22 protein-coding genes and 1 pseudogene are annotated in these 24,632 nt (G+C 64.4%); 13 read left to right on the plus strand and 10 right to left on the minus strand.

From position 1 onward, the window contains the following. Window positions 1-3,177 carry an efflux RND transporter permease subunit gene (locus EWH10_RS10735; RefSeq protein WP_044662451.1) on the minus strand — a complete coding sequence of 1,059 codons (3,177 nt, stop codon included), beginning with the start codon at window positions 3,175-3,177 and terminating at the stop codon, window positions 1-3. A gap of 3 nt (window positions 3,178-3,180) precedes the next feature. After that, a complete protein-coding gene (locus EWH10_RS10740) occupies window positions 3,181-4,341 on the minus strand; it encodes an efflux RND transporter periplasmic adaptor subunit (protein WP_044662452.1) in 1,161 nt (386 codons plus the stop codon). A 118-nt stretch (window positions 4,342-4,459) separates the two neighbouring features. Here EWH10_RS10740 and EWH10_RS10745 point away from each other — a divergent pair, with 118 nt between their 5' ends. Next, window positions 4,460-5,047, plus strand: a complete 588-nt coding sequence (locus EWH10_RS10745; RefSeq protein WP_025549192.1) for a TetR/AcrR family transcriptional regulator — start codon at window positions 4,460-4,462, stop codon at window positions 5,045-5,047. Between the two features lie 131 nt (window positions 5,048-5,178). Continuing rightward, entirely contained in the window at window positions 5,179-5,343 is a 165-nt protein-coding gene (locus EWH10_RS21740) for a hypothetical protein (RefSeq protein ID WP_165363355.1), read from the plus strand. 13 nt (window positions 5,344-5,356) lie between these two features. Here EWH10_RS21740 and EWH10_RS10750 read toward each other — a convergent pair whose 3' ends face one another. The 3 genes from EWH10_RS10750 to EWH10_RS10760 form a co-directional block, all read right to left on the minus strand. Then, on the minus strand, window positions 5,357-8,248 hold the full coding sequence (locus tag EWH10_RS10750; protein ID WP_044662453.1) for a M16 family metallopeptidase: 2,892 nt from the start codon (window positions 8,246-8,248) through the stop codon (window positions 5,357-5,359). A 136-nt stretch (window positions 8,249-8,384) separates the two neighbouring features. Then, the gene (locus EWH10_RS10755; RefSeq protein WP_025549191.1) at window positions 8,385-9,770 is read right to left on the minus strand and encodes a DEAD/DEAH box helicase; all 1,386 of its coding nucleotides are present in this window, start codon (window positions 9,768-9,770) and stop codon (window positions 8,385-8,387) included. Window positions 9,771-10,019: 249 nt separating this feature from the next. Continuing rightward, window positions 10,020-10,490: a pyridoxamine 5'-phosphate oxidase family protein gene (locus EWH10_RS10760; RefSeq protein WP_025549190.1), complete on the minus strand. Its 471-nt coding sequence runs from the start codon at window positions 10,488-10,490 to the stop codon at window positions 10,020-10,022. A 114-nt stretch (window positions 10,491-10,604) separates the two neighbouring features. On the opposite strand from EWH10_RS10760, the gene EWH10_RS10765 reads away from it, so the two are divergent. From EWH10_RS10765 to EWH10_RS10810, 10 genes are all read left to right on the plus strand, one after another. After that, window positions 10,605-11,177 carry a NifU family protein gene (locus tag EWH10_RS10765; RefSeq protein WP_025549188.1) on the plus strand — a complete coding sequence of 191 codons (573 nt, stop codon included), beginning with the start codon at window positions 10,605-10,607 and terminating at the stop codon, window positions 11,175-11,177. A 100-nt stretch (window positions 11,178-11,277) separates the two neighbouring features. Beyond that, window positions 11,278-11,907: a tRNA (adenosine(37)-N6)-threonylcarbamoyltransferase complex dimerization subunit type 1 TsaB gene (gene tsaB / locus EWH10_RS10770; protein ID WP_044662454.1), complete on the plus strand. Its 630-nt coding sequence runs from the start codon at window positions 11,278-11,280 to the stop codon at window positions 11,905-11,907. Continuing rightward, window positions 11,904-12,383, plus strand: a complete 480-nt coding sequence (locus tag EWH10_RS10775) for a GNAT family N-acetyltransferase (protein WP_025549186.1) — start codon at window positions 11,904-11,906, stop codon at window positions 12,381-12,383. Before tsaB ends, EWH10_RS10775 begins: the two co-directional genes overlap by 4 nt. Before the next feature lie 112 nt (window positions 12,384-12,495). Then, window positions 12,496-12,921 carry a Ros/MucR family transcriptional regulator gene (locus EWH10_RS10780; RefSeq protein ID WP_025549185.1) on the plus strand — a complete coding sequence of 142 codons (426 nt, stop codon included), beginning with the start codon at window positions 12,496-12,498 and terminating at the stop codon, window positions 12,919-12,921. Window positions 12,922-13,044: 123 nt separating this feature from the next. Next, on the plus strand, window positions 13,045-13,467 hold the full coding sequence (locus EWH10_RS10785) for a Fur family transcriptional regulator (protein ID WP_025549184.1): 423 nt from the start codon (window positions 13,045-13,047) through the stop codon (window positions 13,465-13,467). Between the two features lie 6 nt (window positions 13,468-13,473). Continuing rightward, complete coding sequence (locus EWH10_RS10790; RefSeq protein WP_065846658.1) at window positions 13,474-14,232, plus strand: lysophospholipid acyltransferase family protein; 759 nt, start codon at window positions 13,474-13,476, stop codon at window positions 14,230-14,232. A gap of 9 nt (window positions 14,233-14,241) precedes the next feature. Beyond that, window positions 14,242-15,591 (plus strand): tRNA (N6-isopentenyl adenosine(37)-C2)-methylthiotransferase MiaB, encoded by a 1,350-nt coding sequence (gene miaB / locus EWH10_RS10795; RefSeq protein ID WP_025549182.1) that lies wholly within the window; start codon window positions 14,242-14,244, stop codon window positions 15,589-15,591. 122 nt (window positions 15,592-15,713) lie between these two features. Further along, on the plus strand, window positions 15,714-16,718 hold the full coding sequence (locus EWH10_RS10800; protein WP_065846660.1) for a PhoH family protein: 1,005 nt from the start codon (window positions 15,714-15,716) through the stop codon (window positions 16,716-16,718). Between the two features lie 140 nt (window positions 16,719-16,858). Then, window positions 16,859-17,359 (plus strand): rRNA maturation RNase YbeY, encoded by a 501-nt coding sequence (gene ybeY / locus EWH10_RS10805; RefSeq protein WP_044662456.1) that lies wholly within the window; start codon window positions 16,859-16,861, stop codon window positions 17,357-17,359. Window positions 17,360-17,462: 103 nt separating this feature from the next. Further along, the gene (locus EWH10_RS10810) at window positions 17,463-18,410 is read left to right on the plus strand and encodes a hemolysin family protein (protein ID WP_044662457.1); all 948 of its coding nucleotides are present in this window, start codon (window positions 17,463-17,465) and stop codon (window positions 18,408-18,410) included. Between the two features lie 72 nt (window positions 18,411-18,482). Here EWH10_RS10810 and EWH10_RS10815 read toward each other — a convergent pair whose 3' ends face one another. Beyond that, complete coding sequence (locus EWH10_RS10815) at window positions 18,483-18,857, minus strand: hypothetical protein (protein WP_025549176.1); 375 nt, start codon at window positions 18,855-18,857, stop codon at window positions 18,483-18,485. 443 nt (window positions 18,858-19,300) lie between these two features. On the opposite strand from EWH10_RS10815, the gene EWH10_RS21990 reads away from it, so the two are divergent. Continuing rightward, on the plus strand, window positions 19,301-20,734 hold the full coding sequence (locus EWH10_RS21990) for a DUF2142 domain-containing protein (RefSeq protein ID WP_130029978.1): 1,434 nt from the start codon (window positions 19,301-19,303) through the stop codon (window positions 20,732-20,734). 51 nt (window positions 20,735-20,785) lie between these two features. On the opposite strand, the pseudogene EWH10_RS10825 reads toward EWH10_RS21990, so the two are convergent. From EWH10_RS10825 to EWH10_RS10840, 4 genes and pseudogenes are all read right to left on the minus strand, one after another. Beyond that, a pseudogene (locus EWH10_RS10825) lies at window positions 20,786-21,367 on the minus strand (phosphatase PAP2 family protein); the annotation flags it as partial. Beyond that, window positions 21,324-22,721 (minus strand): dihydrolipoyl dehydrogenase, encoded by a 1,398-nt coding sequence (gene lpdA, locus EWH10_RS10830; RefSeq protein WP_044662459.1) that lies wholly within the window; start codon window positions 22,719-22,721, stop codon window positions 21,324-21,326. The pseudogene EWH10_RS10825 and the gene lpdA, both read right to left, overlap by 44 nt. A gap of 10 nt (window positions 22,722-22,731) precedes the next feature. Next, window positions 22,732-23,136, minus strand: coding sequence for an acyl-CoA thioesterase (locus EWH10_RS10835; RefSeq protein ID WP_025549171.1), 405 nt, complete (start codon window positions 23,134-23,136; stop codon window positions 22,732-22,734). Further along, on the minus strand, window positions 23,136-24,434 hold the full coding sequence (locus EWH10_RS10840) for a pyruvate dehydrogenase complex dihydrolipoamide acetyltransferase (RefSeq protein WP_044662460.1): 1,299 nt from the start codon (window positions 24,432-24,434) through the stop codon (window positions 23,136-23,138). Before EWH10_RS10840 ends, EWH10_RS10835 begins: the two co-directional genes overlap by 1 nt. Between the last annotated feature and the right edge of the window lie 198 nt (window positions 24,435-24,632).

The following is a 24,632-nucleotide window of genomic DNA, read 5'->3' on the forward strand; positions in this document are numbered from 1 at the left end:
TCATGCCTCCTGCGGACCCAGCCGGGCGCCGCCCTCATGCCCGCCTTGATCCTTGCCATGATGTTCGCGGAACAGCCGCTTCACGACGGTGAAGAAGACCGGCACGAAGAAGATGGCGAGCACCGTCGCGGACAGCATGCCGCCGACCACGGCCCAGCCTATGGCGTTCTGGCCGCCTGCGCCCGCGCCCTTCGCCACCGCCAGCGGCAGCACGCCGAAGACGAAGGCGAAGCTGGTCATCAGGATCGGCCGCAGGCGCAGCTTGCCCGCCTCCAACGCCGCCCGCGCAGGTGGCAGCCCCTCGCGCATCTTCTCCTCGGCGAATTCGACGATCAGGATGGCGTTCTTGGCCGACACGCCGATGGTCGTGATCAGGCCGACCTGAAGGTAGATGTCGTTGTTGAGGCCGACCAGCATCGCGGCGACCACCGCGCCGAACACGCCCAGCGGCACCACCAGCATCACGGCGATGGGCACGGACCAGCTTTCATAAAGCGCGGCGAGGCACAGGAACACGATCAGCATCGACAACGCATAAAGCGCCGGCGCCTGCCCGCCGGAGGTCTTCTCCTCATAGGAAATGCCGTTCCATTCATAACCGACGCCTGCCGGCAGCTTGGCCGCCATTTCCTCCATCGCCTTCATCGCCTCGCCGGTCGAAACGCCCGGCGCGGGCGCACCCATGATCTGCATCGACGGCACGCCGTTGAACCGCTCCAGCTTCGCCGGGCCATGGGTCCATTCGGTCGTCGCAAAGGAAGAGATCGGCGCCATCGCGCCGCCGCTTCCCCGCACATGCAGCACGCCGATCGAATCCGGCGTGGTCCGGAACGGCGCATCGGCCTGCACATAGACGCGCTTCACCCGGTCGCGGTCGATGAAGTCGTTGACGTAGCTGCTGCCCATCGCCGTGCTGATCGTATCGTTGACGTCGGACTGGGCGATGCCCAGCGCGCCCGCTGCCGCCTGATCGACGTTGAGCTTGAGCTGCGGCGTATCCTCCAGCCCGTTGGGGCGCACCTGCGCCAGCCGCTTGTCGGCCATGGCCATGCCCAGCAACTGGTTGCGCGCCTCCAGCATCCTGTCATGGCCCAGCCCGGCGCGGTCCACGAGCTGAAAGTCGAAGCCGGTGGCATTGCCCAGTTCCTGCACGGCGGGCGGCACGAAGGCGATCGCCATGCCTGCGGAAATCCGCTGGAACGCGCCATTGGCGCGCAAAGCGATGGCGGACACCTTGTTGTCGGCGCCCTCGCGCTGCGACCAGTCCTTCATCCTGACAAAGGCGAGGCCGACATTCTGGCCCTGGCCCACGAAACCGAAGCCGGAGATGGTGAAGACGGCGGCAACATTCCGCTTCTCGTCCGTCATATAGTGATCGCGCACCTTCGCCAGCGTCCGTTCGGTCTCCTCCAGCGTCGACCCGGTCGGGAGCGACACCTGGTTGATGATGATGCCCTGATCTTCATCGGGCAGGAAACCGCCAGGCAGGCGCAGGAAGACCAGCGCCATCCCCGCGACGATCAATGCATAGACCAGCATCGTGCGGCCCCAGCGCCGCTCGACCTTCTCCACGGTCGCGCCGTATCGCACGACATTGCGGTCGAAGGTCCGGTTGAACCAGTCGAAGAAGCGGCCGAAGCGCGACCCCAGCGGGCCGGTCCAGACATGGCTGTGCCCCCGGGGACGCAGGATCGTCGCGCAGAGCGCGGGCGTCAGGATCAACGCGACCAGCACCGACAACACCATGGCGGACACGATGGTGATGGAGAACTGGCGGAAGATCACGCCCGTCGACCCGCCGAAGAACGCCATGGGCAGGAACACCGCCGACAGCACCAGGCCGATGCCGATCAACGCGCCGCTGATCTCGTCCATCGACTTCTTCGCGGCTTCCTTTGGGCTAAGCCCTTCTTCCTGTATGATGCGCTCGACATTCTCGACCACGACGATGGCGTCGTCGACCAGCAGGCCGATCGCCAGCACCATGCCGAACAGCGTCAGCGTGTTGATGGTGAATCCCGCCGCATAGAGGATCGCCAGCGATCCCAACAGCACCACCGGCACCGCAATGGTGGGGATCAGCGTGGCGCGCCAGTTCTGAAGGAACAGGAACATCACCACGAAGACGAGCAGCGTCGCTTCGAACAGCGTGTGGATGACCTGCTCCACCGACAGTTTCACGAAGGTCGAATTGTCTACCGGGAAGTCGTATTTGACCCAGCTCGGGAAGGTTTTCGACAGTTCGTTGACCCGGTTCTTCACGCCTTCCACCGTATCGAGCGCATTGGCGCCCGGCGCCAGCCTTACGCCGAAGCCGGCGGCCGGATGGCCATTGAACCTCGCGCCGAAGCTGTAGCTTTCCGCACCCAACTCGACCCTGGCGACATCCGCCAGATAGACGACCGATCCGTTGCTGTTGCTGCGCAGCCGGATCTGCCGGAACTCTTCGGGGGTCCTGAGGCGCGACTGCGCCGTCACGGTTGCGTTCAGCGCCTGGCCGCGGGGCGACGGCGTGCCGCCGATCTGGCCTGCGGAAACCTGCGCATTCTGGGCGCGTATGGCGGATTTGACGTCGCCGGTGGTGACGCCCAGATTGGCCATCTTATAGGGATCGAGCCAGATGCGCATCGCATATTGCGCGCCCAGCAACTGGGTATCCCCCACGCCGTCGACGCGGCTGATCGGATCCTGCAGGGCGGAAGCGACGAAATCGCCCGCATCCTGCTGATCATGAATGCCGTCATCGGCATAGACGGCCATGATCATCAGGAAGGTCGAGGTGGATTTGGTGACGCGCAGCCCCTGTTGCTGCACTTCCTGCGGCAACAGGGGGGTGGCCTGGGCCAGCTTGTTCTGAACCTGGACCTGCGCGATGTCGGCATCCGTTCCCTGCTCGAAGGTCAGGGTGATGGTGAGGTTGCCCGCCGAATCGCTGCTGGACGAGAAGTAGCGGAGATTGTCGATGCCCTTGAGCTGCTGCTCTATGATCTGCGTCGTCGTGCTTTCCAGCGTTTCCGCATTCGCGCCCGGATAGGTGGTGGCGATCGTCACCGCGGGCGGCGCGATCTCCGGAAACTGCGCCACGGCCAGCGAGCGCAGGGCCAGAATGCCGGCCAGCATGATGACGATGGCGATGACCCATGCGAAGATGGGCCTGTCGATGAAATAGCGGGCCATGACTTAGTTCGCCCCGCCGGCATTCGCCTGCCTGCCCGCCGTCACCTGCTGCGGCGCGCCCGGCTTCACGACCGTTCCGGGCCGCAGGTTCACCAGGCCCTCCACGACCAGCCTGTCTCCCGCCTTCAGCCCCTTGGTGACGATCCACTTGTCGCCAATGGCCCGGTCCGTTTCGACCTGACGCAGTTCGACCTTGTTGTCCGCACCCACCACCATGGCGGTGGCCCGGCCCCGCGCATCACGGGTGATGCCCTGCTGCGGCGCAAGGATCGCCTGGCTGCGTTGGCCCTCGACCAGCCTGGCCCGCACATACATGCCGGGCAGCAACAGGCCGTCCGGATTGGCGAAGGTCGCACGCAGCGTCACCGCGCCCGAACTGGGATCCACCGTCACCTCGGAAAATTGCAGACGCCCCTCGATCGGATAGACGCTGCCATTGGGCAGCAGCAACTGGACCCGCGCGCCGTTAGCGGCACTTACGCCGCCTGCCTTCATCGCCTGTTTGAGGTCGATGATCTGCGCGGCCGACTGGGTCACGTCGACATAGACGACGTCGGTCCGCTGGATCGTCGCCAGCGGGTCGGCCTGTCCTGCCTGCACCAACGCGCCCGGCGTGAACAGGGAACGGCCGATCCGCCCGGAAATGGGGGCCCTTATGCGGGTGAAATCCTGGTTCACCTGCGCGGCCTGCACCGCCGCCCGCTGCGCGGCGACATCGGCGCGCGCCTGCTGCGCCGAGGCGGCGGCATTGTCGGCCTCCTGCCGGCTGACGGCGTTGATGCCGACCAGTTCCTTGTAACGCTGCGCCTGCAGTCCCGTCGCCCGGATCGATGCCTGCGCCCGAGAGAGCGCGCCCTGCGCCTGCCCCAGGGCGGCGCGATAGGGCGCATCCTCGATCTCGTAGAGCAATTGGCCCGCACGCACCACGGCGCCTTCGGTGAACAGCCGGCGGCGGATGACGCCGCTGATCTGGGGCCGGACCTCTGCCGTTTCCACTGCGGCGATGCGGCCGGGAAGCTCGGTCGTCAACGGAGCGTTTTCCACCGTCAATTTCACCACACCGACCGCGGGCGGCGGCGGCGCAGGCTGCTGCTGCTGGCCACAGGCGCCCAGCGCAAGGGCCGACGCGCAGGCGAACAGTCCGACAAAAATCCCCTTTTGCATCGGTCGATGCTCCGTTTCCACTGGTGGCTTCAATTGGAATGAACGTTCATTCCGCTTGCGCGGCAGGTAGGAACATGCCACAATTTGTTCAAGAGTAAAAAAGACGGGACGAAGATTTTTGGCTGCATTGCAACATGAACGGAATGCCAGGGACCGCATATTGGATGCGGCCCGCGATCTGTTCGCCGCCAACGGTTTTCATCAGAGCGCGATGGCCGAACTGGCTGCCGCGGCGCATGTGTCCGTCGGCCAGATCTACCGGCTGTTCAAGGGCAAGGAAGACATTATCGAAGCGATCGTGAATAGCGATACGCGCGAACGCGAAGCGACGATCCTGAGCTTGCAGAACCGTCTCGAGGCAGGGGAGATCAGCATAGAGCGGACCTTCGAACTGCTGCTGCTGGAGGTGATGGACAACCCGCACGAGGCCCTGTCCTTCGATATTCTGGCCGAGGGATTCCGCAACGCGCGGGTCGCGGGCACGATTGCCGACATGTGCAACGGCCTGCGGAAATCCCTGGGGGATTTCGCCTGCGTCGCAAACCCCGGATTGTCAGGCGAAGCGCTGAAAAGCGCCGAAGAAATGATCCTGGCCTGTTTGTTCGGGTTGGGCCATCGCAGCCTGTCGGCACCGACCATCAGCGCTGAGCGTACCGCCAAATGCGCGGCCTTCATGATCGTCGCCGCGCTTCGCGCCATGGACTGAAGGCGCGGGCTTCGGTCCGGCTCGGCTTCCGGTCAGTCTGCCGCGTTGCAGCAGAAATGCCTGAAATCAGCCGCAACTTTCGGCCGCCGGAAACATTCCTGCCCCCAAATCGTTCCCCCGGGAGGCAAGAAATGGGTATCAACATGTCGTTCGACCGCAGCTATTTCGAGGCGCGGCTGGACCGCAATCGCAGGCTGGCCGCCCGCTCCCGCAATCCGGAAATCCGCGCGATCCACATGGAATATGTGCGGCTCTACAGCCAATTGCTGGAACAGACGGAGCGCGTCCCGGCCTGAGCCGCCGGTCCGCCTATTTGGCGGCGACGCCATCGGGCAGCACCACCGCAGACCAGCTCTTGCCGAGCACCAGATATTTGGCCGCCAGCGCCCGAATATCGGTTGGCGTGACGGTCAGCATGTCCTGCGCCATGGTCTGCATCGCCTGTACATAGCGCGGGTCGTGGGTAGCGCCCTCCATCTGGTTCATCCAGAAGGCATTGCCTGTCCCTGCCCGCATCAGCAATTGCCGCATCGGCGCGACGGCGCGCTGCAATTCGTCCTCGCTCACTAGATTTTTGACGAGGTCCGCCGCCGTGTCCTTCACCACGCCGTAGAAATAACGGACGCGATCCGGGCGCACCTGGCTCGTCACCAATATGTAACCGCCGCTTTCATAGGAAAATGGCCAGTTGTTCTGGACGCTGGGCGAATAAGCCGCGCCTTCGGTCGAACGCAGCTTGTCGAACAGCCGATCGTTGAAAATCTGCGTCAGGATCTCAAGCTGCCGCGCTTCCTTCGTCAGTGCGAACCCGCCTGCCGTGGGCCATGCCATGACCGCCGCCGCTTGCTCCTTGTCGCCCTTGTGCCGCAGGATCACCGGGCTTTCGACATGGGCGGGAAAGCGCATCAGCTTGTTGGCGGCGGGAACCGGGACATCCGCCCGCTGCGGCAGCGCACCGAAGGTCGCCGCCACGGCTGCAATGGCATCGTCCGCCTTCACCTGTCCGAAAATCTGTATCTCGACGGGCCCGGATGCCAGCAGCGGTTCCCATGTGGCGCGAAAGGCTTGCGGAGTCAGCGCGTCGATCTCCGCCCGCGAAGGCGTGCGGAACCGCACATCCCTGTCGTGCAGCAACCAGTTGAGGTCCCGCGCCAGCACGGAATCCGGCGCCCGCTCCATCGCGTCATAGGCGACCCCTGCCCCCGTCTTCACGCGCGCGATCGGCGCGGGGTCCCATCCCGGCGCAAACAGCTTGGTCGCGAACAGCAGCAATTGGTCCTTATAATCCGCCGGACGCGTTACGGCCTGCATTTCAAAGGCGTCGTCGTCGATGGCGAAATCCATCCCCATGCGGCGGCCATTGGTCAGGTCATCGAGTTCCCGCTGGCCCAGCTTCCCTATTCCACTCGCCACCAGCGCATAATCCGCCGCCCAGCCCGGCACGGGCCGGGTCGGGGAAAAGGCCTGCTGGCCATGACCGAAGCGGACGTTGATCCGCACCTTCTCCGTTTCCGCATCATTGGCGAACAGGGTCAGCTTGACGCCGTTGGAGAAGACAATGCTTTCCATCCCCGGCAGGCCGATGGGCGTACGCGAAACGACCTTCCCCGGCGCGCCGAGCTTCGGCAGGTCGGCCATGGTCACAACCTTGTCCGCCAGCCGCGCGTTGGTCGCCGCCTTGACCGGCGCGGCGACAGCGGCGGCCAGCTTCGCGTCGACGCCGGGCTGGACCTTGCCAGTGATCAGGTGCGCGCGGAAGACGCCGGCGGAGAAGAGCCGCCGGGTCGAATCCAATATCTTCTGCGGCGTCATGCCCGTCTTGCCGGAGCGGAAGATGTCCAGCGCCGCCTGCGGGCTGACCGTGGTTTCGCGAATGTCGACCGCGCTCACCAGGTCGCTCGCCTGCTTGGCGCCCGCCTCCGTATCGGCATTCTCGACCTGAATCGCGAGTGCGGTGTCCATCTGCGCATATTCGCGGTCGATCTCTATCTGGCTTGGCGGCGCGGCCTTGGCATCCTCTATGATTGCGCGCACGTCGCCCAACGCCTTTTCCCAATTCTCGCCCGTGGGCACGATGGTGACGAAGGTGCCATCGGCGGACCGGCTGACATCCTGCTGATCCACGCTTGCCTGCAGGAAGCTGCCGCCGCTGCGCGCAGCCTGTTCCAGACGGCGGCTGATGATCTGCAGGGCCAGCATGTCGGTCAGCTTGTCCTGATTGTAGACGATGGTGTCGGCATGCGGCTTCCACGGGCGCAGCCAGGCCATGGTAAGGCCGGTGGGCGCGCCGGGCTCCACCGTCACCCTGGTGGCAGGGGCCCTGGGGTCGGGCTCCCCGAAATCGGGTAGCGGCGCGCCCTTTCCGGGGACGGTCCAGGAGCCGAAATTATCCTTGATCAATTGCTCGGCCATGGCCGGGTCGATGTCGCCCGCAATCGAGATCACGGCATTTTCCGGGCGGTACCAGCGCTGGTGAAAAGCTTCCATCTTCGCCGCCGTGACGGCATTCAACGTTGCCACCGTGCCGATGGGGCTATGATCGGCCAGCGGCTGGCCAGCGAAGAAATGCCGTCTGGTCGCATCGGAAATCCGCATCTGCGGCCCGTCGCTCTCCCGCTTTTCCGCAAGGACCACGGCCCGCTCGGCATTCACGGCGCTCTCGACGATATTGGGGTCGGCCATCATGCCGGCGAGTATCTTCATGCTTTCGCCCAGGCTGGCCTGCGTCGCCTGCGGCAGGTCGAGCGCATAGGTGGTCCCGGTCGGCGTCGTCTGCGCATTGCTGTCGCTGCCGAAGGTGACGCCCAGCCGCTGCCAGATGCGCTTGGATTCCCCGTCGGGCACATGGCGGGAGCCGCGGAAGGTCAGATGCTCCATGAAATGGGCATATCCCAGCTCATCGGACTGCTCCATCAGCGAGCCGGCGTCGATCCGCAGCCGGACCGACACCTGACCCGGCGGCACGCCATTGCGGCGGACGGCATAGCGCACGCCATTGGACAGGGTGCCGAAGCGCCAGGCCGGATCGATCGGAACATCGCTGTTCTCGTAGAGCCATGGCCTGACCTGCGCCTTGGTAGAGCCCGGCGCCGTGGACGTGGCAGTCGGGTCCGTCTTCGCCCACAGAGGCGCGGGCGTTCCCGAAAGCAGCAGGGCAAGGACGGACAGCGAAGCGGCGGAACGCCGGAAGGAAAAGCTCATGGCCGCGCAGCCTAAAGAGATTTTCCTGAATGGCCACTGACAAAGAGGAAGGAACCTCATCTTCCCGCGAAGACGGGAATCCGGTCAAACGGCAGGACTGGGCTCCTGCCTTCGCAGGAGCCCATCATATCCAGGATTACCGCCCGCCGGTCTTCTGCACCGCGCCCTTATGCGCGCCGACATTGCTGCCGCCGCGACGGCGCCGGAAATTCTTCTTTGCCGGCTTCGCAGCTTCGCCATCCGGCCGATGCGCCCGTTCGGTATTGCCGCGCTGCTGCTTCTGCTGGTCCTGATAGCGGCGTTGCCCGTCGGCGCGCCGCGTCTTCTGCTCCGGGGTCTGCTCCCGACCCTTGCGCTGCGGCGCGGCCTTGGGAAGATTGCGCACCACCTCGACGAAATTCTCCGGCAGCGGGACGACGTCCAGCTTCACCTTGGTCGTCCGCTCGATGGCCTTCAGATAAGGCCGCTCGTCGTCCGCCACGAAGCTGATCGCAACGCCCTCCGCCCCTGCCCGCGCCGTGCGGCCGATGCGGTGGACATATTGTTCCGGCACATTGGGCAGTTCGAAATTGATGACATGGCTGACGCCCGACACGTCGATGCCGCGCGCGGCGATGTCGGTCGCCACCAGCAGCTTCACATGGCCATGGCGGAAGGCCTGGAGCGCGGTGGTCCGCTGCGCCTGGCTCTTGTTGCCATGGATCGCCACGGCCTGGATGCCCGCGCCCTCCAGAAAGCGCACGACCCGGTCGGCGCCATGCTTGGTCCGGGTGAAGATCAGCGCGCGGTCGATGTCTTCCTTCTGGATCGTCAGGTTGAGCAGCGCCTGCTTCTCCATCTGGTTGACGAAGGTCGCCTGCTGCCGGACCCGCTCCGCCGTGGTCGACTGCGGCGCGACGCTCACCTTGACCGGATCGTGCAGGAACTGGCTGGCCAGCGCCTCGATCTCGCCCGGCATGGTGGCGGAGAAGAAGAGGTTCTGCCGCTCCTTCGGCAGCAGCTTGGCGATGCGCTTCAACGGGTGGATGAAGCCCATGTCCATCATCTGGTCGGCTTCGTCGAGGACGAATATCTCGGTGTCCTTGATGGTGAAGGCGCGCTGGTCGATCAGGTCGAGCAGACGGCCCGGCGTCGCCACGACGATGTCGACGCCGCGCCCCAGCGCCCGGATCTGCCGGTTGATCGGCACGCCGCCGAACACCACCTCCACGGACAGCTTCAGGAAGCGGCCATAGTCGCGGAAGCTCTGCGCGATCTGCGCGGCGAGTTCGCGCGTCGGCGACAGCACCAGCATGCGGCAGCCCTGGAGCGGCGTCGGCTTGGGATTGCGGGCGAAATGGTCAAGGCTGGGCAGCGCGAAGGCAGCGGTCTTGCCGGTGCCGGTCTGCGCGATGCCGCACAGGTCCTTGCCCTTCAGCAGCACGGGAATGGCCTGCGCCTGGATCGGCGTCGGCGAGGCATATTTCTTGGCGGCCAGCGCCTTCAGGATCGGCTCGGCAAGGCCAAGGTCGGTAAATTGCATGGATGATAACTCACGAATGGGCCCCGGCGTCTTCCGGCAGGGCCGGGACGCAAGGCGGGTTACGAAACGACCCGCGTGAAAAGGGAAGCCTCAAAGCTTGGCGCAGACTTTCATTGGCCGGCCCCGATGCCCGTTCGGGCCGAAGCGATCACGCTGCCAATCGCTGGAAGGGGCGTGAAGCCCGCTGCTGCGTTGCAGCGCATATGGCGGGAATGGCGGGAAAAAGCAAGTGGCGGCGTTCGCCTCCCCCTACAACGTCACCTCCACATGCTTGCTCCGCATCTCTTCGCGCACGTCTCCGCCGAACATTTGCCGAAACATGCCGCCAAGCGACATGTCGGCACGCCAGATTTCCGCGCGGCCAAGATCGAAACGGAGCATCGTCAGATGCGGGTCCTGCCGTCCGCCGGGATACCAGCTCGCCACATCATGGGTCCAGTACCGGTCGATCACCGCCGGGTCCGTCTCCTCGACCAGGGTGCCGTCGATGCAGGCGAACAGGAAATGTCCCTTGCCTGCGAACTGGGCCATGGCCGGTCCGCCCCTGGCCAGCCGGTTCTCCCGCGTCGTATAGAACCAGAAGCAATGGTTCGCGCCGGGATCGAGCTGCGCCGTCATGGGCATACTGTGATCGGGCGACCCTCTCAACCCGACCATCAGGAACGGGCTTTGCGACAATTCCGTCCAGAAGCGATGGCGGATGTCGGCCTCATTGCTCATCTTCTCTCTCCCTTCGATCTCAGGCGGGACTCAATCGACGGCGCCAAGCGATTTGCGGGAGTCAATTTAGCACGAAAGCTTGATCTTGCGCAGTCTTCTCTCCACATAGCGCGCATGTTGATCGAGACCGAAGCGACGCCCAATCCGGCAACCGTCAAGTTCATTCCCGGCCGCGTGGTCATGGGCATGGGCACCCGCGATTTCGCCACACCGGAAGAAGCGGAGGCTTCGCCGCTGGCCGATGCGCTGTTCGGCCTGGGCGACGTGACGGGGGTCTTTTTCGGCGGGGACTTCATTTCCGTCACCATCGCGCCCGGCGCACAGTGGAGCGATGTGAAGCCGGACATCCTTTCGATCCTGCTCGAACATTTTTCCGCCAACATGCCGCTGTTCGCGCCCGGCTCGGCAGGCGAAATCTTTGTTCCCGAGGAGGAGGAATTTGCGGACGATCCGGAAGATGAGGAGATCATCGCCCAGATTCGCGAGCTGATCGACACCCGTGTCCGGCCGGCCGTGGCCAATGACGGCGGCGACATCATCTATCGCGGCTTCGACAAGGGAACCGTCTATCTGCGCATGCAGGGCGCCTGTTCCGGCTGCCCCTCCTCCACGGCGACGCTGAAGAACGGGATCGAACAACTGCTCAAACATTATGTGCCCGAAGTGACGGAGGTCCGCGCCGTCTGAGCGGCGAAACAGTTGGCCGGGAACAATTGGCAAACCCGTGCCGATCGATTAACCGCAGAGCCGGGCATCGCATCGGGCGAGCGGTCAACAGGGGTTTTCTTTGCGCATATTGGTCATCGACACCGCGACACAGGCGCTGTCCGTGGCGCTGCTCGATGACGGAGCGCCCCTGGGCCATTTTCATGAAATCGTCGGGCGTGGCCATGCCGAAGCGCTGCTGCCCGCCATCGCTGCCCTGCCCGACGGCGGCCGGGCCGATGCGATCGCCGTCGATGTCGGCCCCGGCAGCTTCACCGGCGTGCGCATCGGGATCGCCGCCGCGCGGGCGCTGGCGCTGGCCTGGAACATTCCGCTGCATGGCTATGGCGCGCTCGCCATGATCGCGGCCAGGGCGGCGGCAGGGGATCATAAGGACGAGACCCTGGCCGTCACCATTACCGGCGGTCATGGCGAGTTGTTCTGGCAGGCCTTCTCCACTGACGGGCTTGCGCCCCTCGGCCCGCCCGCCTCCACGCCGATTGCCGAACTGGCGAAGCAATTGACGCAGCCCACGCTCTACGGCACCGGCGCCGAAGCGCTGGTGACGGCGCGCGGCCATGGCACAGCGGTGAGCCTGTATCCCGATGCCGCGGACTATCCGCTGGTCGCCGGGCTCCCGCCGCTCCCCCCCTCCCCCCTTTATTGCCGTGGCGCGGATGCGCGTCCGATGGCGGAACGGGCAGCGTCATGACGCCGGGCCTGACGCTCCAGACCTATGAGGATGGCGAACGCAACGCGATGAGCGATGCCATGGACGTCATGGTGCGCGCCTTCGACCCGGCCTTTGGCGAAGCATGGACATTGCCGCAGCTCGCCGGGGTGATGACCATGCCGGGAACCTGGCTCACCATCGCCCGGATCGACGCCGCGCCGGTCGGCTTCGCGCTGGTCCGTTCCGTGCTTGACGAATGCGAATTGCTGCTGTTGGCCGTCAGCCCGCTCTGGCGCGGGAGGGGCATTGGCGAGGACCTGCTGCTCGACAGCCTCAGGACGGCGCGCAAGCGGGGCATTACGTCGATGAATCTGGAAGTTCGTGCGTCGAATACGGCAATAAGGCTATATGAAAAAGCCGGGTTCGAATATGTACACCGCCGTCCCGGTTACTATCGCGGCAACGATGGACAACTTCACGACGCGCTAAGCTTTCGTATCGACATGCTTAGATGATTTAAATCCGCCCTTGCAAAACAGAAACCATCGGTATAGCTGACCCATACCGCTCCTGAAATGATTTTCCTCGGGCGGGTCGCGCAACCAATAGCCTTCGCAGGGAAAAGAAATGGAAACTGAATCAGCGCAGAGCGAACTGCTCATTACTTTGACGTCGGATATTGTCGCGGCCCATGTCTCGAACAACAGCGTTGCCGTCTCTGACGTATCTACCCTGATCCAGAATGTGCACGCCGCGCTTTCCGGTCTGGCCACTCCCGCCGCCGCGCCGGAGGTGAAGCCCGAACCCGCCGTCTCGGTCCGCTCGTCGATCAAGCCCGACTACATCATCTGCCTGGAAGACGGCAAGAAGCTGAAGATGCTGAAGCGCCACCTGATGACTCATTATCAGATGACGCCCGAAGATTATCGCGCCAAATGGGGCCTGCCGGCCGATTATCCGATGGTCGCGCCCAACTATGCCGAACAGCGCCGCAGCCTGGCCAAGAAGATCGGCCTCGGCACCAAGCGCCGTCGCGTCCGCGCTCCCAAATAACAGCGCAAACCGCAGGCAAACGCCCATGCAAGGGGTGCGCGTATCGCGCGCCCCTTTTATACTAGGACGAAAGCCGCTAGGCTCTTTTCCGAACTTACGCACATTCCAGCCAAGTGAGCCTGCATGAACCGCAAGATCGACGTCGAAGCCCTTTGCCATGAAAAGGGCCTGCGCATCACCGAACAGCGCCGCGTCATCGCCCAGGTGCTGAGCGACGCCACGGATCACCCGGATGTGGAGGAACTGCACAGGCGCTCCGCTGCCATCGATCCGGGCATTTCCATCGCCACCGTGTACCGCACGGTCCGCCTCTTCGAGGAGGCGGGCATATTGGATCGTCACGATTTCGGTGACGGCCGCGCCCGATATGAGGCGGCGCCCGAATCCCATCACGACCATCTGATCGATGTCGAGACGGGCAATGTCATCGAATTCGTCGATCCCGAACTGGAGCAGCTTCAGAAGCAGATCGCGGAAAAGCTTGGCTTCCGCCTGGTCGACCACCGGATGGAACTTTACGGCGTCGCGCTCGACCGCAAGAGCTGAGACAGCTTGGCCGCACTTCGACGCTTCATGCGCCTGACGGCTTTGGCCGCCAGCCTGCTGCTCTGCCTCATCCCGCATCTGCTCTGGCGCGCGGCCCGGCGCCGGTCGCCCTGGCCGCCGCGTTTTCTGGCGCTGGCGGCGCGTTCCGTCGGCGCCCGGGTGCGGATCGACGGCCATCCCTTTCAAGGGGACAGCTTCATCATCGCCAATCATGTCAGTTGGGTGGACATATTGGCGCTGGGCGGTGCGACGGGTGCGGCCTTCGTCGCGCATGACGGCATCGCGCGCTGGCCCGTCATCGGCTGGCTGGCCGCGCAGAACAATACGCTCTTCGTCGCCCGCGAGCGCCGCGGCGCGCTCTCTTCGCAACTCGACGCCTTGCGCGCCGCGCTGGCGGGGCATCAGCCGGTGGCGCTTTTCCCGGAGGGCACCACCAGCGACGGCACCGGCCTCCTGCCGTTCAAGCCATCCCTGCTCTCGGTCCTGCTGCCTCCTCCGCGCTCGGTGCGGATTCAGCCTGTCCATATCGACTATGGTCCGGCCACCGCCGAAATCAGCTGGCACAGTGACGAGCCGGCGGGTGCGAACGTCAGGAGGTTGCTGGAACGCAAGGGCAGGCTGGAGGTCACCCTGCGCTTTCTGGAACCGTTCGATCCGGCAATCTGCCCTGATCGCAAGGCCTTGGCCGCGACGGCCCGCGAAAGAATAGCCGCGAGCATCGTCGCGCACCTGCCGCCTTTTACTTGCGGCGCACCCCTTGTATAGCTGGACCGCATGAATCGGTACGACGCCCAAAAGACTCCAGCGACCTTCCACGTCAAATCCTTCGGCTGCCAGATGAACGTCTATGATGGCGAGCGCATGGCCGAAATGCTGGGCGAGCGCGGCATGACCGCCGCGGCCGACGGCGCCGAGGCGGATCTGGTCATCCTCAACACCTGCCACATCCGCGAAAAGGCGGTGGACAAGGTCTATTCCGACATCGGCCGCATGACCCGCGAGGACGGCAGCCGCCCGATGATCGCGGTCGCCGGCTGCGTGGCTCAGGCGGAGGGCGGCGAAATCCAGCGGCGCGCCCGCAATGTCGACATCGTCGTCGGCCCACAGGCCTATCACCGCCTGCCCGACCTGATCGACAAGGCGGGCCGTGGCGAACAGGCCGTCGACACGGACATGCCGCTGGCGTCGAAGTTCGGCGCGCTTCCCGCGCGCACGAAGCAGGCGCGCCCCACCGCCTTCCTGACGATCATGGAAGGCTGCGACAAATTCTGCACCTATTGCGTGGTCCCCTATACACGCGGCGCGGAAATCAGCCGCAGTTGGTCCGCGATCCTGGACGAGGCGAAGGCGCTGGTCGACGGCGGCGTGCGGGAGATCACCCTGCTCGGCCAGAACGTCAATGCCTGGACCGGCGAGGACGACAGGGGCCGGACGCAGGGCATGGACGGGCTGGTCCGCGAACTGGCGAAGATCGACGCCCTCAAGCGCATCCGCTACACCACCAGCCATCCCAACGACATGAGCGACGGGCTGATCGCGGCCCATGGCGACGAACCCAAGCTGATGCCCTTCCTCCACCTGCCGGTGCAGTCGGGGAACGACCGCGTGCTGAAGGCGATGAACCGAAGCCATGACGCCGACAGCTATCTGCGCATCATCGAACGCGTGCGCGAAGCCCGACCGGACATCGCGCTCTCCGGCGACTTCATCGTGGGCTTCCCCGGTGAGACCGACGCCGAGTTCGAGGATACGCTGAAGATCGTGGAGCAGGTCCGCTACGCCCAATGCTACAGCTTCAAATATAGTTCGCGCCCCGGCACGCCCGCCGCCGACATGGACGGACAGATCCCCGCGGAGGTCATGGACGAACGGCTCGCCCGCCTGCAGGCGCTGATCAACCGCCATCAGGTGGAATTCAACGCGGCCACCGTCGGCCGCCGCACCGGCATCCTGCTGGAGCGCAAGGGCCGCCATCCCGGCCAGCTCATCGGCAAGACGCCCTGGCTTCAGTCCGTCCACGTCACCGCGCCGGAACTTTCCATCGGGGACATGGTAGAAGTCGATATCATCAGCGCCGGCCCGAACAGTCTGGCCGGACAACCCAGCAGGAGGAAGGCCGCTTGAACCTAATCACAGTCGTTCCCGTGGCAACGGGAACCCATCTCCAGCCCTGTCCACCAGGCTCAAACGACAGGAGATGGATACTCGCCCGCGCGAGTGTGACTGACGAACAGGGAGGCTGCTGAATGTCCAAGAAACCCAATCATAACCACCGCACCGAGGTCGCAGAACGCGCCCGGCTGGAAGTCACTTTCGACCGTCCGCACCTGCTGGGCGCGCTGTTCGGCCAATATGACCAGAATCTGGTGGCCATCGAAAACCGCCTGGGCGTCTATATCGCGGCGCGCGGCAACAAGCTCCAGATCGAGGGAGACGCCGAGGCGGCCGCCCGCGCGCGCGATGTCATGACAGGCCTCTACAACCGTATCGTCGCCGGCCAGGAAATCGATGCCGGCGCGGTGGAGGCGGTGATCGCCATGTCCGCGGAGCCCACGCTGGACGGCATCATCCGCCATGACGTGGCCGAACCGCCCAAGGTCATGATCCGCACGCGCAAGAAGACCATCGTCCCGCGTTCCGCAACGCAGGTGACCTATATGGCGGCGCTCACCCGCAACGACATCATCTTCGCGCTGGGCCCGGCGGGCACCGGCAAGACCTACCTCGCCGTCGCGCAGGCCGTGAGCCAGCTCATCACCGGCAGCGTCGACCGCCTGATCCTCTCCCGCCCCGCCGTGGAAGCGGGCGAGCGCCTTGGCTTCCTGCCCGGCGACATGAAGGAGAAGGTCGACCCCTATCTCCGCCCGATCTACGACGCGCTCTACGACACGCTCCCCGCAGAGCAGGTCGAACGCCGCATCGCGTCGGGGGAGATCGAGATCGCCCCCCTCGCCTTCATGCGCGGCCGCACCCTGTCCAACGCGTTCATCGTGCTGGACGAAGCGCAGAACACCACCGTCGCCCAGATGAAGATGTTCCTGACCCGCTTCGGTGAAGGCAGCCGCATGGTCATCTGTGGCGACCCGCGTCAGGTGGATCTGCCGCAACCGGGCATTTCCGGTCTGGCGGACGCCGTCGCGCGGCTGGAGGGGGTGGAGGGCATCTCCGTCGTGCCCTTCGGCATCAGCGACGTGGTGCGTCACCCGGTCGTGGGCCGCATCGTCCAGGCTTATGAGGGCCCGGATGCCTGAGATGCACGCCCGGCACCCGGTCGTTTCGAGCCCTTCGACCGCCTGCCAAGGCAGGCGTCCGGGACAGCCCAGGGTCGAGGAACGACATTTCGACCTTCACCATGTCTCGACTACCCCCGGCGCGAACGGAAACCGTCATAATGATTGAAGTCGCCGTTCTCCACGAACAGGGCTGGCCCGATACCGACTGGGAATTACTGGCCCAGCGGGCCGTCGTCGCGGCCATCATGCACAGCCCCTATGCCGCGTTCGCCGCGGACGAAGCCTTGTACGAGGTCGCGGTCAAACTCACCACCGACGAGGAGGTCCACCAGCTCAACCGCGCCTATCGGGACAAGGACAGGCCGACCAACGTCCTGTCCTTCCCGATGGTGCAGTCGGACTTGCTGGAAACCACCGCCAACACCGACGATGGCGAGGTGCTGTTGGGCGACATCGTACTGGCGGAAGGGGTCTGCGCCAGCGAGGCCGCGGAAAAGGGCATCTCCATAGCCGATCATGCCACGCATCTGATCGTCCATGGGACTTTTCATTTGCTGGGATATGATCATATGGAGGACGCCGAGGCCGAAGCGATGGAAGCGCTGGAGACGCAGTCGCTGATCAGCCTGGGCATTTCCGATCCCTATGGGGATCGATAATATTTTGTGGCATCGCTTTTAGCGGAAAGCCGGCGCCCACCGTCAAACGGGTTCAGGACAGGCTTTCTCGGGCGATGCCGTGAACAGGGAAACGGGAACTACGATGGCGGAAGGCAGTCCCAAGGACGGCAACGGTTCGAAGGAATCGGACAGTAGCAGCCATGAGGGCGGTTTATGGAGCGGCCTGAAATCGCTGCTCTTCGGAGATGAGGAAAGCCACAGCCTTCGGCGCGAGCTGGAGGATGCGCTCGACGAATATGATGAGGAGGAGCAGGAGGAAGGCGCGGCGCCCCCTGCCAAGGGCGACCTGTCTGCCATCGAACGCCAGATGGTCCGCAACCTGCTGCACTTTTCCGAACATACGGTCGATGACGTGGCGGTCCCTCGCGCGGACATCATCGCCATAGAGGAAAAGGCCAGCTTTGCCGATCTGGCCGCCCTGTTCGCGGAGGCGGGACACAGCCGCATCCCCGTCTATCGCGAAAATCTGGACACTATCGTCGGCATGATCCACATCCGCGACGCCTTCGCCATATTAGCGGGCAAGGCGCCGGCGCCCGATACGCTGGAACCGCTGATCCGCCAGCCGCTCTATGTTCCCGAAAGCATGGGGGCGCTGGACCTGCTCGCGGAAATGCGCGCCAAGCGCACCCATCTCGCCATCGTGCTCGACGAATATTCGGGTACGGAAGGGCTGCTCACCTTCGAGGATCTGGTCGAGGAAATCGTCGGAGAGGTGGAGGACGAGCATGACGAGGAACCGGAAGCGATGCTGGTTCCGCTGGATGGCGGCCTTTGGGAAGCCGACGCCCGCGCCGAACTGGAGGATGTGGCGAAGGAAATCGACGAAAAGCTGGCGGACATAGAGGAAGATGTCGACACGCTGGGCGGCCTGGCCTTCGTGATCGCGGGCCGCGTTCCCGAGCCCGGCGAGATCGTCGAACATGCGCAAAGCGGCTGGAAACTGGAAATCCTGGACAGCGACGGACGCCGCGTCAGCCGTCTGCGCCTTCACCCTCCGGCGGAACGGGAAATCGAGGAAGAGGGCTGATTTTGCTTTGAGCTGGGTTGAAGCGTAGGAATCTGACCTGAGCAGGTGATGCGAAGGTCTCAGGATGGCCCGCTATAGCCCAGCCACCGCTGCTTCATCCTCCAGCAGCCACTCCAGTGCCGGCTCAGCCCATGGAAATATCCGCAGATAGGATTGGGTCATCACCCGGCGCACCTGCATGCTTGCAATGGCGCTGGGGGTGACGATGGCGATCCGCCTCGCCTTGGGAAAATCGCCGAGATGGCGACCGAAGGATGCGACCGCATCCTGTGTCTGGACAGCGCTGTCGGTCATGTCCATGCGCAGCAGATAGCCCGGCTGGAACCCCTGCTCAACGAACTGGCGCTTCAATATGCGCGCATATTCCGCAATCGCCCCATCGGTGAAGATGCCGCGCCATCGGATGTCGAGCAGGTTCAGATCATGCCGGAAATCAATGATATACATGGGGTTCTCCGCTAGGCTCAGGACCCGTTACTGGAGGGGTCGAGGCATCGAAATGCGCGCCGCGAAGGCTCATTGCCTTTGTCAGCGCATTTCGGTTCGAGATGGAAGCCATTTCGGCGTCCCGCAGAAATTTGACCAAAATGACCCCAGTGCTGCGTCGGCAAGGCTGGAAATATCAACATATTCCTGCGACTTGCCTTCTGGCCCTGAGCCATTTTGCCTCAAACCTCGAACCAGCCAGCATTGGGTCCCGAGCCTGACGACACTGGCGCGGAAATATTACGGAAGACTTACGCGATCCCCACCCGATATGTTGATGCAGATCAGAAATAGGCGCGAAATATTAAGAGCTTGCCGCTAGGTCATCATGCCCAGACAGGGGGCGATCGATGCGACAGGAAAGACGGACATCCGGCCGGGCGAATCCGCCGACGGCGGGCCATATGCCATGGACCAGCCTGGAAAAGCGGCTCTACGCCCTGATCTGCATCGCAACCCTCTTCTTTGCCTGCGTCACGCCGCCCTTTCAGGCTCCCGACGAGAATCAGCATTTTATGAAGGCGCTCCTCCTTTCCGAAGGCGGCATGCTGACCAAGCAGCAGGGCGCGATGATCGGCGCGGAGCTTCCCCGCGCCGCCATCGACCTGCACGACGCCCATTTCCCGACGCGCGCATCACCCGATGCCCGCCTGTTCCGGCCGTCCATGCTGATGACCGCGTGGGATGCCGGGAAATCCCGTGCCGATGAGCGGCGCTTTGCCGATTTCCCCAATGTGGCGAACTATGCGCCCACCCTCTATTTGCCCGGAGCGGCCGGTCTGGCGATCGGCAAGAGCCTGGGCCTGCCGCATCTGGGAGCTTTCTACAGTGGCCGGATCGTCAACGCCCTGTTCGCACTGGCCATGCTGGCCGCGGCGCTCGGCCTTGTTCCGTTCGGCCGCAATGCCCTGCTCGCCACGGCGCTGCTGCCGACCTTCTGCTATCAAAATGCTTCGCTCTCCCCCGATGCGGTCATCAACGGCACGGGCTTTCTCGGCCTTGCCTTGGCGCTGCGGGTCGGCTTCATGGGGTGGACGGCGAAACGCGGCCTGGCGCTCTACCTGATCGCTCCCGTGCTGGCGCTTGCCAAGGGCGTCTATCTGCCGTTGATGGCGGCCGGATTGCGCTGGCCGGAAAGCCGCCGCGATCTTCGACCCCTGCCGCTCCTTGCCGCAATGGTCATCGGCGCTTTCGCCTTTCTTCTGTGGATGAAGCTCTCCGGCGGCACCCAGGCGCTCTACCATATCGTGTCGCGCAAGACGGGCGAGACGGTCATGACCGCGCCTCTCGGTCAGCAATTGGCGGTTATCCTGCACGATCCGCTTGCCTATCTCCATATCCTTGTCACCAGCGTCACCGAACGCACGCCGGTCTATGCGCTCCAGATCGTCGGCCGTTTCGGCTGGAATGCGATTTTGCTGCCTCTTCTCGCCTATCCGCTGGCGCTGGCAATGCTCGGCGCGGCGATTGGCAGCGGATCGGCCATGCGCGTCTCATGGGGGCAAAGGCTCTGGTGGCTCGCCATCGCGGCCGGGGTGGCGCTGCTGATCGAAACCGCCATGTATCTGACGGGCACGCCGCTTGGCGCCGACTATATCCAGGGGACGCAGGGTCGCTATTTCCTGCCCGTTCTGCCACTCGCATTGCTCGCCCTTATGCCGGCGGCCCCGCTGCGCGGCGCCCGGCCCTTGTTCGCCGGATCGGCCCTGCTGCTACTCGCCATTGCCGCCGCCACGGTTTTCGACAGCTTCTGGGTTCATGGCTTCGTCACCGCCGACGGCATGCCCCCGCACCATGACCCTATCCGCCGACTCTTCCTGCCCTCTCCGCGCTGGTAGCCAGGCACCGCACAGCGCCAGCCAGCCCAGTCCTTCGATCCAACCCGCCAGCACGTCGCTCGGCCAATGCACGCCCAGCCAGACCCGGCTGATCCCGATCAGCGCAATCGCCAGTCCCATGGCGACATAGGCGGAGCGCCCCCCGCCCAGCATGGCCAGTGCCCCGAAGAAGACCATGTTTCCCGCCGCATGGCCGCTTGGAAAACTATAGCTGTTCACCAGGTCAAGATGCGGCAACAGATCGGGCCGGGGCGCGGCAAATATCTGCTTGAGCGCCAGGTTGAGCAATGTCCCGCCGAACGCCACCCAGAACAGCCAGAGGGCACGCGCACGCGCCATCCGCCAAAGCGCGACGAAGCAGGCGCCCAGCAGAGCGAAGCGCCCGGCCGTACCGCCCACGGCCGACGCCAGTTGCATGATCCAGGTGACGATGGTTCCGGCGCCGCTGTCCCGCGCGCGCCCCGCCATTCCCATCAACCCGGCATTCAGCCCATCCAGCCATCCCTGCCGCTGGACCAGCGCAATCCCCAGGACGCAAAAAAGCGCGAGGACAAACGCCCCCGCGCCTTTAGCCACGGCTTTGCGCCGATCAGATATGGAGTGCGCGCCCATAAGCGGCGAGCACGCTTTCATGCATCGATTCCGAGATGGTCGGATGCGGGAAGACGGTGTGCATCAGTTCCGCCTCGGTCGTCTCCAGCGTCTTGCCGATGGTATAGCCCTGGATCATCTCGGTCACTTCCGCACCGACCATATGCGCGCCAAGCAACTCGCCGGTCTTGGCATCGAACACCGTCTTGGTGAAGCCTTCCGCCTCGCCCAGCGCGATGGCCTTGCCATTGCCGATGAAGGGGAACATGCCGACCTTCACCTCATAGCCGGCTTCCTTCGCCTTGGCTTCAGTCAGGCCAACGGAGGCGATCTGCGGATGGCAATAGGTGCAGCCCGGAATATTGCGCGGGTCCATGGCATGGGGATGCTTGCCGGCAATGGCTTCCGCCGCGATCACGCCCTCATGGCTCGCCTTGTGCGCCAGCCACGGCGGGGCAGTGATGTCACCGATCGCCCAGAGGCCGTCGACATTGGTGCGGCACATCGCGTCGGTCTTCAGGAAACCGCGCTCGTCCATGGCGACGCCCAGTTCCTTGAGGCCGATATTCTCCGTATTGGGGACGATGCCGATGGCGACGATCATGTGGCTGAATTCGGCGACGCTCTCCTTGCCCGCCTTGTCCTTCAGCTTCGCCTTGACGCCATTGGCGCCGACCTGGATGTCGCTGACGCCGGCACCGGTCAGGATGGTCATGCCCTGCTTCTTCAGCGCCTTTTCGAGAAAGGCGGAAACATCCGCATCCTCGACCGGCACGATGCGGTCCATCATCTCGACCACGGTCACGTCGGCGCCCATGTCATTGTAGAAGCTGGCGAACTCGATGCCGATCGCGCCCGATCCGATGACCAGCAGCTTGCCCGGCATTTCCGGCGGGGTCATGGCGTGGCGATAGGTCCAGACGCGCTTGCCGTCGGCCGGGCTGCCCGGCAGGTCGCGCGCCCGCGCACCGGTGGCGACGATGATGTTCTTCGCCGTCAGTTCCTCCGTCTTGCCGTCCCTGGTGACGCTGAGCCTGCCCTTCCCGGTCAGCTTGCCCTCGCCCATATGAACGGCGATCTTGTTCTTCTTCATCAGGTGCGTGACGCCCTGGTTCAGTTGCTTGGCGACGCCGCGCGAACGCTTCACCACCGCCGCGATGTCGGCGCTGATCTTATCGGCCGCCAGTCCATAGTCCCCGGCATGCTGCATATAATGGTAGATTTCCGCGGAACGCAGCAACGCCTTGGTCGGAATGCAGCCCCAGTTGAGGCAGATGCCGCCCAGATTCTCCCGCTCGACAATGGCGGTCTTCAGGCCCAGTTGGGCGGCGCGGATCGCGGCCACATAGCCGCCGGGGCCGGAGCCCAGAACGATGAGGTCGTAATTCTCAGCCATATCGGTCTCTCTAGTCTTGGTCCGCCAAGGGCGGCACGGAACGGGGCTGGCGATCCTCACCGATCGCCACGAATGTGAAGGTCGCGCGGGTGACGCGATAGCTGCGGTCGTCGTGCCGGGCACGGCGCCATGCTTCCACGTCGATCTTCATGGACGTGCGCCCGACCGATTTCAGCGTCGCAAACACCGACACCTCATCGCCCACAACGACCGGGCGCAGGAAAGTCATGCCCTCCACCGCGATGGTCACGGCACGGCCATGGCTGTGTCTGGCGGCGACGGAACCCGCCGCGGAATCCATCAGGCTCATCAACCAGCCGCCGAAAATATCCCCATAGGGATTGGTGTCGGCGGGCATCGCGATGACGCGCACCGCCGGGTGGTCTGCCGGCGGCTGCTCGTCCATCCGGCTCATCAGGCCAGCAGGCCGATCGGATTTTCGACCAGCTCCCTGAAGACCTGCATCAAGCGGGCGCCGTCGGCGCCGTCAATGGCGCGATGGTCGAAGCTGCCGGTGGCCGACATGACCGTCGCGATCTGGAGGGCGTCGTCGATGACATAGGGCCGCTTCTCGCCCGCGCCGATGGCCATGATCATGCCCTGCGGCGGGTTGATGACGGCCTCGAACTGCTTGATGCCGAACATGCCCATGTTGGAGAGCGAGGCCGTGCCGCCCTGATACTCCTCCGGCTTCAGCTTGCCGTCCTTGGCGCGGCTGGCGAGATCCTTCATCGCGGTCGAGATGGCGGCGACGCCCTTGCTGTCCGCTTCGGTCACGATCGGCGTGATGAGCCCGCCGGGAATCGACACGGCGACCGAAATGTCGGCGCGCTGGAATTTCAGCATCTGGTCGCCGGCGAACTGCACATTGCATTCCGGCACCTGGACCAGCGCGACGCCCAGCGCCTTGATCAGCAGGTCATTCACCGACAGCTTGACGCCTCGCGAACCAAGGCCGGCATTGAGTTCTCCGCGCAGCTTCAACAGCTTGTCGAGCCGAACGTCCACGGTCAGGTAGATATGGGGCACCTGCTGCTTGGATTCGGTCAGGCGGCGCGCGATCGTCTTGCGCATGCCGCTGAGCTTGATGACCTCATGCGGGATGCCGAAGTCCTGCGCCGCAGCCGGAGCGGCGGCGGGTGCGGCCGCAGGCGCGGAGGCAGGCGCCGGAGCAGCGGCCTTGGCGGCCGGCGCAGCACCGTCGAGGTCCGCTTTCACGATGCGGCCATTGGGGCCGGAACCGGTGACGGCGGCAAGATCGAGCCCCTTGGCCTCGGCCAGACGGCGAGCGAGCGGGCTGGCCTTCACCCTGCCATCGGTCCCCTGGGCCGGCGCGGGATCAGCCTTGGCGGCAGGTGCGGGCGCTTTGGCGGGAACGGGGTCGGCCTTGGGCGCAGGACTCTCTGCACTCTCTGCGGGAGCAGCCGCCTTGGGCGCGGCATTTCCAGCAGCGGCCTGCGATACATCCTCGCCCTCCTCCGCGATGATGGCGATGACCGTGCCCACCTTCACGCCCTCCGCCCCTTCGGCCACCAGTATCTTGGCCACTATGCCTTCATCGACGGCTTCGAATTCCATCGTCGCCTTGTCGGTCTCGATCTCTGCGAGCAGGTCGCCGGAGGAGACGGCATCGCCCTCCTTCACCAGCCACTTTGCCAGCGTCCCTTCTTCCATGGTCGGGGAAAGGGCCGGCATCTGGATCGTCTTGCTCATGGGTGGAAGGCCTCTCATCTTTATCGGGCATGGGGCAATGAAGTTCGTTTCGGCGCTTTGGCCGGAACGGTCAAGGCCAAGCCTTGCGCACCCGCCGATAATCGGCCACATTTCACCACTCTGGTTCACGGCTAACCATATGGGTTCAGCCGGCGCCTGTGACGATGAAGACCAAAAGGTCGTTACCCTGTAAGGACG

This window comes from Sphingobium fuliginis (genome assembly GCF_004152845.1).
Lineage (GTDB): Bacteria > Pseudomonadota > Alphaproteobacteria > Sphingomonadales > Sphingomonadaceae > Sphingobium > Sphingobium fuliginis.

Coding starts and splice junctions, on each gene's coding strand:
- EWH10_RS10735 (WP_044662451.1), bottom strand. CDS start 3,177: ATGGCCCGCTATTTCATCGACAGGCCCATCTTCGCATGGGTCATCGCC.
- EWH10_RS10740 (WP_044662452.1), bottom strand. CDS start 4,341: ATGCAAAAGGGGATTTTTGTCGGACTGTTCGCCTGCGCGTCGGCCCTT.
- EWH10_RS21740 (WP_165363355.1), top strand. CDS start 5,179: ATGGGTATCAACATGTCGTTCGACCGCAGCTATTTCGAGGCGCGGCTG.
- EWH10_RS10750 (WP_044662453.1), bottom strand. CDS start 8,248: ATGAGCTTTTCCTTCCGGCGTTCCGCCGCTTCGCTGTCCGTCCTTGCC.
- EWH10_RS10755 (WP_025549191.1), bottom strand. CDS start 9,770: ATGCAATTTACCGACCTTGGCCTTGCCGAGCCGATCCTGAAGGCGCTG.
- EWH10_RS10760 (WP_025549190.1), bottom strand. CDS start 10,490: ATGAGCAATGAGGCCGACATCCGCCATCGCTTCTGGACGGAATTGTCG.
- EWH10_RS10765 (WP_025549188.1), top strand. CDS start 10,605: ATGTTGATCGAGACCGAAGCGACGCCCAATCCGGCAACCGTCAAGTTC.
- EWH10_RS10775 (WP_025549186.1), top strand. CDS start 11,904: ATGACGCCGGGCCTGACGCTCCAGACCTATGAGGATGGCGAACGCAAC.
- EWH10_RS10780 (WP_025549185.1), top strand. CDS start 12,496: ATGGAAACTGAATCAGCGCAGAGCGAACTGCTCATTACTTTGACGTCG.
- EWH10_RS10785 (WP_025549184.1), top strand. CDS start 13,045: ATGAACCGCAAGATCGACGTCGAAGCCCTTTGCCATGAAAAGGGCCTG.
- miaB (WP_025549182.1), top strand. CDS start 14,242: ATGAATCGGTACGACGCCCAAAAGACTCCAGCGACCTTCCACGTCAAA.
- EWH10_RS10800 (WP_065846660.1), top strand. CDS start 15,714: ATGTCCAAGAAACCCAATCATAACCACCGCACCGAGGTCGCAGAACGC.
- ybeY (WP_044662456.1), top strand. CDS start 16,859: ATGATTGAAGTCGCCGTTCTCCACGAACAGGGCTGGCCCGATACCGAC.
- EWH10_RS10810 (WP_044662457.1), top strand. CDS start 17,463: ATGGCGGAAGGCAGTCCCAAGGACGGCAACGGTTCGAAGGAATCGGAC.
- EWH10_RS10815 (WP_025549176.1), bottom strand. CDS start 18,857: ATGTATATCATTGATTTCCGGCATGATCTGAACCTGCTCGACATCCGA.
- EWH10_RS21990 (WP_130029978.1), top strand. CDS start 19,301: ATGCCATGGACCAGCCTGGAAAAGCGGCTCTACGCCCTGATCTGCATC.
- lpdA (WP_044662459.1), bottom strand. CDS start 22,721: ATGGCTGAGAATTACGACCTCATCGTTCTGGGCTCCGGCCCCGGCGGC.
- EWH10_RS10835 (WP_025549171.1), bottom strand. CDS start 23,136: ATGAGCCGGATGGACGAGCAGCCGCCGGCAGACCACCCGGCGGTGCGC.
- EWH10_RS10840 (WP_044662460.1), bottom strand. CDS start 24,434: ATGAGCAAGACGATCCAGATGCCGGCCCTTTCCCCGACCATGGAAGAA.